Annotated in this window: 14 protein-coding genes; 3 read left to right on the top strand and 11 right to left on the bottom strand. The window is 56.3% G+C overall.

Annotation, left to right across the window (positions count from 1 at the left end; translation table 11 throughout):
• Positions 1-37 precede the first annotated feature (37 nt).
• On the top strand, positions 38-907 hold the full coding sequence (ppk2, locus tag ACR3EG_RS11980; protein ID WP_480495997.1) for a polyphosphate kinase 2: 870 nt from the start codon (positions 38-40) through the stop codon (positions 905-907).
• A gap of 89 nt (positions 908-996) precedes the next feature.
• Complete coding sequence (locus ACR3EG_RS11985) at positions 997-1,611, top strand: TetR/AcrR family transcriptional regulator (RefSeq protein ID WP_170750925.1); 615 nt, start codon at positions 997-999, stop codon at positions 1,609-1,611.
• 6 nt (positions 1,612-1,617) lie between these two features.
• Here ACR3EG_RS11985 and ACR3EG_RS11990 read toward each other — a convergent pair whose 3' ends face one another.
• The 3 genes from ACR3EG_RS11990 to ACR3EG_RS12000 form a co-directional block, all read right to left on the bottom strand.
• Positions 1,618-2,676: an adenylate/guanylate cyclase domain-containing protein gene (locus ACR3EG_RS11990; protein WP_480495999.1), complete on the bottom strand. Its 1,059-nt coding sequence runs from the start codon at positions 2,674-2,676 to the stop codon at positions 1,618-1,620.
• Positions 2,673-3,041 carry a group I truncated hemoglobin gene (locus ACR3EG_RS11995; RefSeq protein WP_170750924.1) on the bottom strand — a complete coding sequence of 123 codons (369 nt, stop codon included), beginning with the start codon at positions 3,039-3,041 and terminating at the stop codon, positions 2,673-2,675. Before ACR3EG_RS11995 ends, ACR3EG_RS11990 begins: the two co-directional genes overlap by 4 nt.
• A 121-nt stretch (positions 3,042-3,162) precedes the next feature.
• A complete protein-coding gene (locus ACR3EG_RS12000; RefSeq protein ID WP_480496001.1) occupies positions 3,163-4,005 on the bottom strand; it encodes a glycosyltransferase family 25 protein in 843 nt (280 codons plus the stop codon).
• A gap of 140 nt (positions 4,006-4,145) precedes the next feature.
• On the opposite strand from ACR3EG_RS12000, the gene speB reads away from it, so the two are divergent.
• Positions 4,146-5,120: an agmatinase gene (gene speB, locus ACR3EG_RS12005; RefSeq protein WP_480496003.1), complete on the top strand. Its 975-nt coding sequence runs from the start codon at positions 4,146-4,148 to the stop codon at positions 5,118-5,120.
• 21 nt (positions 5,121-5,141) lie between these two features.
• On the opposite strand, the gene ACR3EG_RS12010 is transcribed toward speB, so the two are convergent.
• From ACR3EG_RS12010 to ACR3EG_RS12045, 8 genes are all read right to left on the bottom strand, one after another.
• Positions 5,142-6,359, bottom strand: a complete 1,218-nt coding sequence (locus ACR3EG_RS12010; protein ID WP_480496005.1) for an aminopeptidase P family protein — start codon at positions 6,357-6,359, stop codon at positions 5,142-5,144.
• A 162-nt stretch (positions 6,360-6,521) separates the two neighbouring features.
• Entirely contained in the window at positions 6,522-7,733 is a 1,212-nt protein-coding gene (locus ACR3EG_RS12015; RefSeq protein ID WP_480496007.1) for an ABC transporter permease, read from the bottom strand.
• Between the two features lie 5 nt (positions 7,734-7,738).
• Positions 7,739-9,010, bottom strand: a complete 1,272-nt coding sequence (locus ACR3EG_RS12020) for an ABC transporter permease (RefSeq protein ID WP_480496009.1) — start codon at positions 9,008-9,010, stop codon at positions 7,739-7,741.
• 65 nt (positions 9,011-9,075) lie between these two features.
• On the bottom strand, positions 9,076-10,164 hold the full coding sequence (locus ACR3EG_RS12025) for an extracellular solute-binding protein (protein ID WP_480496011.1): 1,089 nt from the start codon (positions 10,162-10,164) through the stop codon (positions 9,076-9,078).
• 99 nt (positions 10,165-10,263) lie between these two features.
• Positions 10,264-11,355 carry an ABC transporter ATP-binding protein gene (locus ACR3EG_RS12030; protein ID WP_170750912.1) on the bottom strand — a complete coding sequence of 364 codons (1,092 nt, stop codon included), beginning with the start codon at positions 11,353-11,355 and terminating at the stop codon, positions 10,264-10,266.
• 148 nt (positions 11,356-11,503) lie between these two features.
• The gene (locus ACR3EG_RS12035) at positions 11,504-12,211 is read right to left on the bottom strand and encodes a maleate cis-trans isomerase family protein (RefSeq protein ID WP_480496013.1); all 708 of its coding nucleotides are present in this window, start codon (positions 12,209-12,211) and stop codon (positions 11,504-11,506) included.
• The gene (locus tag ACR3EG_RS12040) at positions 12,208-13,353 is read right to left on the bottom strand and encodes a M24 family metallopeptidase (protein ID WP_480496015.1); all 1,146 of its coding nucleotides are present in this window, start codon (positions 13,351-13,353) and stop codon (positions 12,208-12,210) included. Before ACR3EG_RS12040 ends, ACR3EG_RS12035 begins: the two co-directional genes overlap by 4 nt.
• Complete coding sequence (locus ACR3EG_RS12045) at positions 13,350-14,393, bottom strand: pyridoxal-phosphate dependent enzyme (RefSeq protein WP_480496566.1); 1,044 nt, start codon at positions 14,391-14,393, stop codon at positions 13,350-13,352. Before ACR3EG_RS12045 ends, ACR3EG_RS12040 begins: the two co-directional genes overlap by 4 nt.
• Between the last annotated feature and the right edge of the window lie 24 nt (positions 14,394-14,417).

Raw genomic sequence — 14,417 nt, forward strand, 5'->3', positions numbered from 1 at the left:
TCCATAGTAAGTTATGGGTTTTATTGTGAGGTGAGGTATGGCCCGGTCTGAAAAAGGCTCTATTGAAAAATACTTTCGAAAAGAAGCGCCAAAGGATGTCCGCTCGGCCATCGAGAAATCCGACAAAGACGACATCCTCAATCCATCATACCCTTACAACGAGCGCATGAAGCGTAAGGACTATGACAAGCAGATGGAGGCTCTGCAGGTCGAGCTGGTCAAAATGCAATCTTGGGTAAAAGAGTCCGGCAGCCGCATCGCACTTATTTTCGAAGGCCGTGATGCTGCAGGTAAAGGCGGTACAATCAAACGGTTCCGAGAAAATCTTAATCCGCGCGGGGCACGCAATGTTGCCCTCAGCAAACCCTCGGATCAGGAACGCAGCCAGTGGTATTTCCAGCGCTATATCCAACATCTACCTGCGGCGGGAGAAATCGTGTTTTTTGACCGCAGCTGGTACAATCGCGGCGTTGTCGAAAACGTTTTCGGATTTTGCGAACCAGATGAACGCGAGAGATTTTTCCGACAGGTCCTGCCGCTTGAGACCGGGCTGGTCAATGACGGTATCCAGTTGTTTAAGTTCTGGTTAAATGTCGGTCGCGCCGAACAGTTGAACCGGTTTCTTGCGCGCGAAACTGACCCCCTCAAGCAATGGAAACTTAGTCCAATTGATGTCGCTGGGCTTAGTAAGTGGGACGAGTACACGCAATCGATCAGCGAAACACTGACCCGCAGCCATACTGACCACTGTCCCTGGACGATCGTTCGTTCCGACGACAAGAAACGCGCGCGTTTGGCTGCAATCCGGACGGTTCTGCACGCGGTCGACTATGATGAAAAAGACGCAGATGCCATCGGTGAAAATGACCCGAAAATCTGTGGCGGACCGGACATCTGGGATGCATGAGTGTTCCACTGTTGCTATTGGACGAAGCCCGGTCACGGATTATGTCGAAATAACAACAAACAACGACAACAAAGGCAGCTGATCAGGGGATGACGAAACGCGGGTATCACCACGGCAATCTAAAACAAGCGCTGATCGAGGCTGCTTTGTCGCTGATTGAAAAGAAGGGCCCGACCGGCTTCACCTTATCCGAGGCCGCAAAGACTGCCGGGGTTACACCCGCTGCAGTGTATAGACACTATCAGGGTCGCGAGGATCTGATTGCCGAGGCAGCTCGCCAGGGTTTCGAGATGTTCGCAGATCTGATGCAATATGCCTACGACAAGGGGCAGCCGTCAGCTTTGGCCGCGTTCGAGGCGACCGGTCGGGCCTATCTGGCTTTTGCCCGCAAGCATCCCGGTCACTATATCGCGATGTTCGAAAGTGGCATTTCACTCAATCGCACGCCGGAACTGTCAATGGCGGCGAACCGCGCCAAAAGCGTACTTGAAAAGGCTGCCTCTGACCTGTCCCAACATATCCCACCAGAAAAGCGCCCTCCGGCCTCGATGTTCAGCGCTCATATCTGGGCCATGAGCCACGGGGTGGTAGAGCTATTTGCGCGCAATACTGGTGCAAGCTCTCCGTTCCCACCCGAGGACTTGTTGGAATCAGGGATAGGCATCTATTTGCGCGGACTGGGACTGGTGCCACCCGACGAATGACGATGACTAAAACAAATGCCGGGGCTGTGGCATGCTCAACCCCGACGTCACATTGATCAGATCCATCTCGCCCATACCCTTGATGTCAACGCGTCCTAAGTCGGAGACCTGAAACTCGTCGATCAACGCATATTTCATCTCTTCCGGAGCGACAATATTCATTGGGTTGGCAAAGACTTGCAGCCGAGACGCAATGTTAACCGCAGGTCCGAACACATCGTAGACGTATTTCTGAATCCCAACCACAGATCCCACGGCGGGGCCCATTCCCAGACCAATTCTTGCCTGCCACTTGTGCGGGTGGCTTTCGTTGCGACGTTCCAAGTAGCGCAGGAAACGGACTGCACAATGTGCAACTGCGGTTGCATGGTCCGGTGTAGCATCCGGCATCCCGGATACAGCAAGATACGCGTCGCCGATGGTCTTGATCCTCTCACAGCCAAATTGTTCGACGATGCGGTCAAAAGCTGTGAAAATGTCGTTCAATTCACTCAGTGTAACCGTCGGATCCGTCTTGGCAGCAAAATCGGTGAAGCCCACGAAATCAAGCATTACAACTGAAACTTGATCGTACAGCTGAGGCGTGACAACGCCAAACGTCTTAAATTCCTCGTACACAGCGCGCGGCATCAGATTCAGCAGCAGACGCTCGACCCGCTCTTTTTCCCGCTCCAATTCGCGCGTATTGCGCTCCACCATGGTCGAGTAGCTGTCGATCATGCTTTCCAGTTCACGAATGCGGGTGATGTTTTGGCACTCAATGACCAAAAGCTGCTCTTCCGCACCATTTGCCAATGAGATAGCCGTCGCAAAAACCAAAGTCCTGCGCTTTGGCTTCAGTTGCATTTCGAAGGAATAGCGCAACCCCGATTGCTTGACGTCTTCCAACTCACGCTGATCAAGGGTCGGGAAAATGTCCAATAGGGTTTGGCCCTCAGCCGGTGTGCCGAACCATTCAGAAAACGGACCATTGTAAAAGACAAAGCCAAGGTCCGAGGCGCGCACAACCGCAACACCGACTCCGATGGCGCGTAACAGTTGCTCGTTTATCGCTAAAATGCTCATGCCGCGCTGCGTGTAACGATTATTCTGCGTTTCGATTCAATGGCTCCCAGCGCGATTTTAACATGAGAGTCATCCATCCCGTGCATTTCAAGCGCCTGCGCAAACAGCGCAGCCATCTCATCAAAATCCTCGTGTGAAATATTGAGGTGCCGATGCACGGCCTCGATACGCTCATCGCTGAACGAAGCGGGTCCACCAACCAAAGAGGATACAAATTTGGTCTGGTGATCGATCAGACGCGGCATATCGATATCTTCAAAATGCCCTCCGATCTGATCGGAATCCAAGGCCATTTCATAGAACGTCATAACGATCCGACTGATCGTTTTGAACCCACCGTAGCGTTCGTAAATCGTCTGACTCATGCTGCGAACCCGTGCGCCACCCGTAAACAACACCACAACGTTATATCAAACTGACAGTTTTGTTAACGCTAATACGTGCAGAAAGCACCGAATGGGCGCGCGGCACCACAAAACGACGCGCCTAAACGCTGAGATCGCCCGCACAAGGAATAAAGCCAACAAAGCCGCCCTGCCGGATCAGCCACCTTTGGCCACCCATCCGCCAATACAGTTTCCGCTGTGCGGCCAAAAGCTCTCGTCGCAAGCGGAACCAAGCGGGCCCTTTGTCCAGGCCGCTGTTGGTTTTACGATCCCTAGAGCGTTCGCTGACCTTAACATCCTCTTGCGTCTGTTCCTGATGCTGAGACCAGATAACCTGCACACCGACGGCCGGAAAGCACTGAAACATGCGCCAATCCGCACGCGGGATCGAGACGAAGTCATCCAGATGGTCGGAATAGGCGGTGGACCAGGCCAATAGCTTGCGGCAGGCGGCATTCGACAAGACATACGCAGCCGCACTTGGTGCCATCTCCAACATCGGTCGCACGTCAACTGCGCCAACGGTCTGAAGGGCCCCAAATCGCAACTCTCGGGGTGAATAATCAAGCTTCACAAAATCAAACTTGGAACTTTCATTCAGAATATTGGTGACAACGCGCCCTGCACTGCTGGACATTTCCACGTCATCCTCAAAAACAGCCACAGCCCTCAAGTCCTGATCGACGGCGGCTTGCCAAACGGCACGATGGCTTTCGAAACAGGCGATCTCGCTCTGCTTCAGCCCCCAACGGCTGCCAGTGCCAGGAACATAGCGGTTCTGGTCCAACGCGCCAGTTCGCTGCCCGTCAACGGCACTGAAACGGACGGCAGCGGACAGGCCAGCGTGCGCGAACTGCCGTTCCATAAACTCCCGACGGGCGGGGACACGATCCAGATTGATGTAGAACACACCTGTCTTGGGTGGCAGTTCGTGCTGTCCCACGGCAATTCCTTTCAGACCTTTCGCTCAGATAGACACCCTTGGCGGACGACATTCAACCCATCCACCCCTCAAAGAAACCTATCCTGCTTAAGGCAACGCTTCTAAGCTGCAACGGACAAACAAGAAACGGGAATCGCGCTATGTCGTCTCATGGGTATGCAAGTGGCCGTCTGAACCTGCCATTCGTCGGGATTTCGACCTTTGGCAAATCGCCATATGTCGAGGATTGGGACCAGATCGACGCTGATGTGGCGATCATGGGCGCACCCTTCGATTTCGGTACTCAATGGAGATCCGGCGCACGGTTCGGGCCACGTGCGGTGCGCGAGGCCTCGACCCTGTTCAGCTTTGGCCATGCCGGGGCGTATGATCACGAGGATGACGCGACCTATCTGGATAGCTCGGTCCGCATGGTCGATATCGGGGACGCGGACATCATCCATACCAAGACCGAGGAAAGCCACGCCAATATCCAGTACGGGGTCCAGAAGATTCTGGACGCAGGTGCCCTGCCCGTCACCATCGGCGGAGATCACTCGGTCAACATCCCCTGCATCAATGCTTTTTCTGACGATTGCGCGGAAAATGGTCCGATCCATGTGGTTCAGATCGACGCCCATTTGGATTTCGTGGATGAACGGCACGGCGTCACCGCTGGTCACGGCAACCCGATGCGGCGCGCGATTGAGAAAAACTATGTCTCGGGCATGACGCAGTTGGGCATCCGCAACGTGTCCTCGACCGCAAAGGAAGGCTATGAGGATGCCCGCGCCCGAGGGTCCGATATCCTGTCTGTGCGACAAGTCCGCAAACTGGGAACCGAAGGTGTCTTGGCGCGCATCCCCGAAGGCGCGCGGTATTATGTGACGATTGATATCGACGCTTTTTGCCCATCGATTGCGTCGGGCACCGGCACGCCCAGCCACGGGGGGTTTCTGTATTATGACGTGCTGGAAATCCTTCAAGGTCTGGCGCAGCGCGGAGATGTGGTCGGTATTGATCTGGTCGAAGTTGCGCCGAATTACGACCCTACTGAGAGCACGCAGATTCTGGCGGCGCAGGTGCTGCTGAATTTCATCGGGTTCATTTTCCACGAACGCGGCAAGAGGGGCTAAGCGCCCCTCCTGCCCTTCGGGTCAGTTGATCGTGTTATGCTCAGGCCCATAGGGGAAGCCGGTGATATTCTCGGCCCCGTCCTCGCCGACAACCAGAATGTCATGCTCACGATAGCCACCGGCACCGGGCTGTCCTTCGGGAATCCACAGCATCGGCTCGATCGACACGACCATGCCGGGTTCCAATACGGTGTCGATATCTTCACGCAGCTCCAGCCCTGCCTCGCGCCCATAGTAATGGCTGAGAACGCCGAACGAGTGGCCATAGCCGAAGGAGCGATATTGCAGCAGCCCCTCTTCGGCGAAGAACCGATTGATCTCGGCGGTGATGCCCGAGCAAGTCGCGCCGGGTTTGATCAGGCTTAGGCCAAGCTCATGCGCGGCCACATTGGCTTTCCAGATGCGTAAGCTGTTGGCGTCGGGTTCGCCCAGAAACAGGGTACGTTCCAGCGCGGTGTAATAGCCCGAGATCATCGGGAAGGTGTTCAGCGAAAGGATATCGCCCTTTTGCAGCGCCCGCTTGGTTACGGGGTTATGCGCGCCATCAGTGTTCAGGCCAGATTGGAACCAGACCCAGGTGTCGCGGTATTCGGCATCCGGGTACGCGCGAGCAATCTCAGCCTCCATTGCGTCGCGGCCGGCCATGGCGATCTCGATCTCGGTCGCGCCTTCGCGGATCGCGGCGTGGATCGCAGCACCGCCTACGTCTGCCGTGCGGGCACCGCCCTTGATCAACTCAATCTCTTCTGCCGATTTCACCATGCGGGCGGCCATTGTATCAGCGGCCACATCCACCAGCTCGGGCTGCCCCAGCATCGCCAGCGCCGTGTCACGCGCGGCCAGCGTCATGTGATCGCCTTCGATCCCGATCCGCTTGGCACCGCCGATAAGGCTGGCCACCGCGCGCCAGTAATTGTCGCGCTTCCAGTCGGTATAGATCACGTTTTCCTCGACCGAGCGTCGCCACGGCTGGCCCGCGTCGATATTCGCCGACACCGTCGTACACGCGTCCTGCGTCACCACGCAGCCGTAGGGCCGCCCAAAGGCGCAATACAGAAAGCCCGAGTAATAGGCGATGTTGTGCATCGAGGTCAGCAGCAGCGCCGGAATATCGCGTGCGGCCATCATGGCGCGCAGGCCGGACAGGCGGCGGGCGTATTCGGCCTTGCTGAACGGCAGCGGGGCCTTGTCGCCATTGTGGCTGGTGAAAAACTCGGGGCGATTTGTCAAGTCTGTCATCATGCTCTCTCCTGCAATGCCGGACGAAGGGTGCCCGGCCACAAGCCCCGGCGTTCAGGACAAGCGGCCTCGGGAACCGAGAGCCATGCGCCCGTTTGACTGTCACGACGCCATCGTGACCGGGCTGCATATCGCAATGGCTAAATCACGCCGCGGCGGGCGTCAAGCGGGGGAAAGCCCCCGCAGACGCTCGGACCGGCGGCGCAGCAATTCAACCGTGGTCAACAGCGCGATGGAGATCACCACCAGGATCGTCGCCACCGCCAGAATGGTCGGGCTGATCTGTTCGCGCAGGCCGGTGAACATCTGCCACGGCAGCGTTTTCTGGCTGGCGGAGCCTACGAACAGCACCACGACGACCTCGTCAAACGAGGTGATAAAGGCGAACAGGCCACCCGAAATCACGCCCGGCAGGATTAGCGGCATCTGAATCTTGAAGAAGGTCCGTACCGGCCCTGCCCCCATATTCGCCGCCGCTCGGGTCAGCGATTGATCAAAGCCCACGAGGGTTGCGGTCACGGTGATGATCACAAACGGAATACCCAGAACCGCGTGAGCAAGGATAACCTTCACATAGCCTACAAAGTTCTTGTCCAAGCCCAGGGTGCCCTCAAGGAACCGGCCGATATCGCTGTAGAAAAAGAACATGCCGGTGGCCGAGATGATCAGCGGCACGATCATGGGTGAAATCAGGATACCCATAATCGCCCGCTTGCCCGGAACGTGGCTCTGGCTGAGGCCGATGGCCGCCAGCGTGCCCAGCGACACCGAGATGATCGTCGCAATCGGCGCGATGATCAGCGAGTTCTTGAAGCTGCGCTGCCATTCATTGTTGGTGAAGAAATCACGGTAATGCTTCAGCGAATAGCCTTCGGGGTCCAGCCGCAGCATTTCGGGCGTGAAGGTAAAGAAGTCTTGTGCGTTGAAAGACAGCGGCAGCACCACAAGGATCGGTGTGATCAGGAACACGAAGATCGCGCCGCAGATCACCCGGAACGTATAATGCCACAGCACTTGCCGCGCTGTGAAATAGGGCAGCAGCTTTTGGCGATAGCGCCCCTCGTACAGCCAGAAGATGAAGAAGGCAAAGAACCATCCCACCAGAAGGCCGATAATCAGGCCAGTGGCCCCAGCAAACACAAAGCCCAACACGCCCATCCCAAGGATCGTTATCCAGCGGGCGACACGCTCATTGTTCAGGACATTCATGTAAAGCCACGCCAGACCCGCCATCAGAGCGGCTCCGATCACGATGCCCAGCAGGACGCTGCCCTGCCCGGCGCCGACGAACATACCGACGAAACCTCCGGCGATGGCCACAGCGGGCAGAACCACCGACATGGGTTTGCGGGATATTGGTGTTAGTGCTGCCATCGTCTTTATCCCAGCTTCACGTTGTCGATGCCCACGATCTTGTCATAGCACCAGTAGAGTAACAGAACGACCGCCAGCAGGATCGTCCCGAGCGCAGCCGCCAATCCCCAGTTCAGCGAGGATGAGATGTGGTACGCAATCCGGTTCGAGATGAAGACACCCTTGGTCCCGCCAACGATTTCCGGCGTGATGTAGTAGCCGATGGCAAGGATGAACACGAGAATCGACCCCGCGCCGATGCCCGGAATGGATTGCGGGAAGTAGATGCGCCAGAAGGTCGTCCAGTTGGTCGCGCCCATGGACTTCGCGGCGCGGGTGTAGGATTCTGGAATGGTCTGCATCACCGAATACATCGGTAATATCATGAACGGCAGCAGGATATGCGTCATCGCGATAATCGTGCCGAATTGGTTGTTGATGATCACCAATCGCGCGTCATCCGCTACCAATCCCAGCCAGACCAGCGTTTCGTTGATCACCCCCTGCTGCTGCAACATCACCTTCCACGCAGACGTTCGCACCAGAAGTGATGTCCAGAACGGCAGCAACACAAGGATCATCAGCAGGTTCGACACCCGCATCGGCAGGGTCGCCAGAATATATGACACCGGATAGGCAAGTAGGATGCACGAAGCAGTGATGATCAGCGACATCATCAGCGTACGGCCAAACAGCTTGATCAGGATCTGTTTGTCCTCAGGCTGCGCCTGCGCACCTTCGGGCGTACGGCGCATGTCGATTGCGTTCAGGAAATATCCGTTGGTGATCGGAACAGCATGTGTCTTGATGGTTCGCCAGGTTTCGACATCTCCCCAACCGTCGTGAATGTCGATCAGCTTGTCCTTAAACGGGCCATCGGTTTCAGGGTCCAGTTTTTTAATCTGGCGGCCCGAGCGACGGAACATCGAGGACATACCCGTCTGCTCATAGTTCAGGCGCGAGCCAAGCCGGGTGTGTGTCTTTTCGTCAATGGCGACGACCATATCTTTGGTGAACGCGGCGTATAATGCCTCGTCCGGTAGTTCGCCGCTTTCCGCATCCCAGTTCTTCAACTCGACCACAGTCAGAGGCAGTGTCTCGGCCACAATGCCGTTTTCAACCGATCGGAACAGCATCGAAACGATCGGGATCACAAAGGATAGCAGAACGAACAGAAGCAGCGGAGCAATCAGGGCCAGCGCCCGCAACTTGCGGCGGCGCAATGATCGCGCCAAAGATTTCTTCAGCGGCGTACCATCAGCAGCCAGCATCGGACCGGATTGAGTTGCGTCAGTCATCTGCGTCCCTTGGTCTTTTGGTGGGTTGGGGCCAAAACCGGCCCCAACCATTTGTCACAAAAGGCTTATTGTGCCAGCCACGCTTGGAACTTGGCGTCGATATCGTCGCGATAATCCGCCCAGAACTCGTAGTTATACAGGAACGTGTTCTTGGCGTTTTCCGGGTCAGTCGGCATGTGTGGAGCCATGTCGATGCCCAGATCGGCGTGCTGACCAACCAGCGGCGCCGACGAGGCACGGGCCGGACCGTACGAGATGTACTTGGCCTGATCCGCCAGACGCTGGGTGTCAGTGGCGAACATGATGTAGTCCAGCGCGCGCTGCTGACGCTCTTCGCTCAGACCGGCGGGGATGATCCAGCCATCCAGATCGAATACCTGCGCGTCCCACAGCATGGCGACGGGCTGTTTCTGCTCTTCGATCACGCTGAACAGACGACCGTTATAGGTCGAGCCCATAATGACTTCGCCGTCGGCCAGCAACTGCGGTGTGTCGGCACCGGCAGACCACCAGACAACACTGTCCTTAATAGTATCCAGCTTGGCCAGAGCCTGATCCTGACCTTCCGGTGTCGCCAGAACGTCATAGACGTCGTTCTTGGCTACGCCATCACACAGAAGCGCCCATTCCATATTGTTGATCGGACGCTTTTCCAGCGAACGTTTGCCGGGATAGTTTTCCAGATCGAACACGGCGCAGATCTCGGTCGGAGGCGTGTCACCCACCAGATCGGTACGATAGCCGAAAGTGGTCGAGTACACGATCTGCGGGATAAAGCAGTCACTGACCAACAGATCGCCGAAATCTTCGGATGCTGGTGTCCCGTCAGGTGCGGTTGCCAGTTGGCTGTCGAAATCGATCTCCATCGCCAGACCTTCGTCGCACAAACGGATCGCATCCGCTGCAACAACATCCACCACATCCCAAGTGATGTTGCCCGCTTCGTTCATCGCGCGCAGTTTAGCCACCGCCTCAGCCGAGCTGTCATCGTTCAGGATGGTGACGCCTGTCTTTTCCGAATAGGGCTCGTGATATGCTTTCAGCTGCGACTTGGAATAAGCACCGCCCCAGGACACGATGGTCATTTCTTCGGCCATCGCACCACCGGCTACGGCAGCAACCGCACTTGCCATAAGAGTGGTTTTAACTTTCATGTTTAACTCCCTGTTATACCCGTTACTTTTACTTTTCTTAGGCCGGATCACGGGGCAAACCGGCCAGCTCTTACCCCAAACATTCGGGGTATTTGTGACTCAGGCGTCCAGCGCCCTGCAGTCATGGGCCAGCCAGCCGATTTCGACCTCCTGACCGGGAGACAGACGTACCGCGTCCGGCGCGTTGCGGGTTTTGATGATGAAGTCATCGTTCCCAGCAACCGACAGACGAAAGCGGAACACGTCGCCCATATAGATGAACTCTTTCACCGTTGCTTTGAGCGTATGTGCATCAGCGTGCAGACGATCTTTGTTGAATTCAACCCGTTCTGGACGGATCGACACTTTGGTGCGCTCACCCGCCGCTGTGACATTCACCGGTTTAGCGTCAATCTCAGACCCATCGTCCAGCGCAACAACACACGAGTCGCCGTCAATCGACTTAACGACACCTTCCAACGTGTTGTTCTCACCAATAAATTGAGCCACAAAGCTGTTTTCCGGCTCTTCATACAGCAAATCGGGCGGCGCAAGTTGTTGAATTCGTCCGTCGTCGAAAACAGCCACACGGTCCGACATGGTCAACGCTTCGGTCTGGTCGTGTGTTACGTAAACAGTGGTAATACCCAGCTCATGCGCCAGACGCGTGATTTCGAACTGCATGTGCTCGCGCAACTGTTTATCCAACGCACCCAACGGTTCGTCCATCAAAACAAGCTCGGGTTCAAAAACAAGTGCGCGGGCCAATGCGATCCGCTGCTGTTGACCACCGGACAACTGAGCGGGGCGCCGGCTGCCAAATGCCCCCATCTGAACCATATCTAGGGCGCGTTTCACTTTTTCTTCGCGCTCGTCCTTGCCGATTTTTCGCACCTCCAACGGGAAAGCGAGGTTTTCGGCAACCGTCATATGCGGGAAAAGCGCATAGTTTTGAAAAACCATACCGATCCCCCGCTTGTGCGGCGGAATATTGTTGATCGGACGACCATCCAGCATGATCTCGCCATGGGTGGCCGTTTCGAACCCGGCCAACATCATAAGGCAAGTGGTTTTGCCTGACCCGGACGGGCCGAGCATTGTCAGGAACTCACCTTTAGGCATTGAAAGATTTAGATCTTTTACGACAAGGATCTCGCCGTCGTAAGATTTCTGGACACGCTGAAACTCGACGAACGCTGCGTCATTAGACATTACCAACTTGGCTCCCCTGTCTGTCCTTGCTTGCCCGGTTTATCCGGATCTCAAGGACCTGTCAGAGCCCATTTAAGGACAAGCAGGACGGGCGACGCAACCAAAATATGTCAGGAGAATGACAAAGAAAGCGCCACACGCCTGATATTCAGGCGTCATTCAAGCGTCGCATGTGCCACGCAAGGCTTTGATTGCTTGAAAGAACCGGCTTTCCCAACCGGCTTTCAATTTCTGGCAAAGCGTCAAAAGTCCTTAGATTTGTACAGCTTATAAAAACACCCTCAACCGCCGAATCAGAGCCCAGTTTAAGCGCCGCGTCGACTAGCGATTGGCGGGATATTCGAACAACTTTGGATTCCTCGGACTCACCGAATGAGCCAAAAACGTCCATTGTCACTCCGTTTTTTGCGAAGGCACGGCGTAATGGATCGTTCACTTCTTCGATATAGGGCGACAGCAAAGCGAATTTGGAAACACCTTTTTCCGCGGCGCAGGCGGAAGCTGCACGCAGCGGATTCGTGACTGTCGCAACGTTGCAGGTCTTTTGAACCATGCGCTCGACCATAGCTGAACCGATCACGGAGCTGGCCGAGGTGCAGCCATACCCCACAACCTTATAGGGCTGGACTTTGGGCAATAGATCAGAGGCGGCAGGAAGGGCGTTCTCCATCTGGGCCAGCGTGTCCGTTGTCACCTCCGCGCCGCTGGGAATTCTGGAAACGTAAATCGGCGCGTGGCAATTTGCGAAGTAAGCGCTGAATTCCGGTTCAATCGTTTCGTCCGTCTGCAAGACGATCAGGCCCATCGGGTTGAGCTGCGGGTCGTCCTCTTCCAGTTCATAGGGTAAATAGCTCATATCACAGGCAACTCCGGCCCAAGCCGAGGGCTGATGAACCGCGGCGTGTCTTCTGAAATAACGATGTTCTCCTCGTGAACCAGAATTTTGTCGCCAACGGCTATTCCGGGTTCAAGCGTCAAAACCATGCCGGGTTGCAACACAGTATGATCGTCGGGAATCAACGAAGGCCATTCTGTGAGGGACATACCCAGGCCATGCCCCAGACGCCCAGCTCCCGTATCCGCATTTTGACGCGACAGAACACTGTTCATTGCATGATGAAGGTCAGAAGCGGTCGCGCCCGGCTTTGCAATCTCGAATGCTGCATCTGACGCCTCAATCAAGGTTGCATACGCAGAACGCACTGACGTCGAGGCCGGACCAATCGACCAGTTTCGGTCGTAGTCACAAAAATACCCGTCCCACACCAAACCAGTATCCAACATCAGGACATCTCCGGCCTCCATCGCCGTATCTAGGGCCGGAGAGATTACATCCGTATATCCCCCCTGCTCGGCACCGCCCGCAAGATAGGGCACCCAATCGGCGCCTTCCTCCAGACACAGCATTTGGAACTTTCTAAACACCTCATCAACGGCAATGCCAGATCCTGCGATTTCAGGAACACGCTGAAAAGCCCGCGCGGCAATCGCGCAGGCGGTTTCGACTTTCGCGATCTCCGCCGTTGATTTGATCATCCGAAGGCCGCGCACAAGTTCCGCATCGCCAGCAACCCTCCGCGAGCCCAATAGCGATTGAAGGCGCAACAAATCGGCCATCGGCATACGGACATGGGTTTCGTGCCCATCAGGCAAACCAATGGTGGCATCGGTCGGAGTGATCTCGATCAGGGTTTCCGCCAACAGACTAACGCCGTCATCCAACAAGTCCGGAGAGCTCCAGGTTCGGATATCGTCGATCCAGGTTTGCCCCATCAGTGCAGCACCAATAGAGGGGATAACGGCAATCGGTTTTCCACTGGCCGGAACCACCAGAAACCAAGGTCGGGTCGGGCTTTCCCAAAACCGGGTCAAGTAGCCCGTAAAGTACCGAATCTCGGGTTCAGTTGTCAGCAGCAAGGCAGACAAGTCCGCTTGGGCCATCATCTTTTGCGCACGCTGCAACCGGGCCATGAACTCGGCGGTGTCGAACCCCCTCATTCCGCAATCTCGGACAGAAAGCACAAAATCTTGGCGTCCGCACCAATTCCTAAACCCTGCAGCACTTCGGCATTCATGGCAGCGGCAATCCCTGCCCCACCGGATGCTGTCGTTGCCACGCCGGCCGCCGCCATCGCAGGCAAATGCTGAACAACCTCGTCATCGGTCAAAGTCAAAAAAGCGTCGGCATCTCTGGCCAAGCCGTTCAGAGCTATCAACGAAGGTTCTTTGCAATCCAAACGTCCCATTATGCTGTCAGGGCCATCCGCGAAAACGCAGGCCCCGGCCTCGATACTAGCTTGTAGCGCGGGGGCGGACTCGGGCTCGACCACGATGATTTTGGGCGCGTCACCCCAGACATGGCGCGCATAGGCCGCCACCGCACCCGCCAGCCCGCCAACCCCGGCCTGCAGCATGATGTGGCTGGGCATTTCCGGACATTGACGCACGGCCTCGGCAGCCATCTGCAGATACCCCTCCATAAGCATATGCGGAATTTCGATATATCCGTCCCAAGAACTGTCGGACAGCAGCGTCCACCCATTATCCTGCGCGGCTTGGCTGGCGGCCTCCATACTGGCGGCATAATCGACGCCTTGGCGCACAACCTGCGCCTTTTGCGCGCGGAGGCGGTCCGCGAAACTCTCAGGTACAGTTTCGGCGATATAGACGACCGCCTGCGCGCCAAATACCCGCGCGCCTGCGGCGACGCTCATGCCATGGTTTCCTGCACTGGCCGTCACATAGGTTCGACTGTTCAATGTATTGCGGTCCGGCGCATCCGTTGCCTCGGCCGCATGTCGCGCGATTACGTAGGCCGCCCCAAGCGCCTTGAAAGACCCAAGATTCATGCGGCCGCGCTCGTCCTTGATCCAAAGATTGGCCACGTCGGCAAGCTCTTTTGCATCGACCAATGGAGTTTCACCCGCAGCGGGGCATTGCGACAGAAGATCGGCTACGCGGGCTGCATCAATGGACGGGTACGGAGCAGAAGCGGCAAGTTTTCGGCCTCCGCGATGTGGATTGAGTGTGATCTTCAATGGGGCGTCTTTCCTGAGTTGCCC

Source organism: Ruegeria sp. AM7, assembly GCF_056535965.1.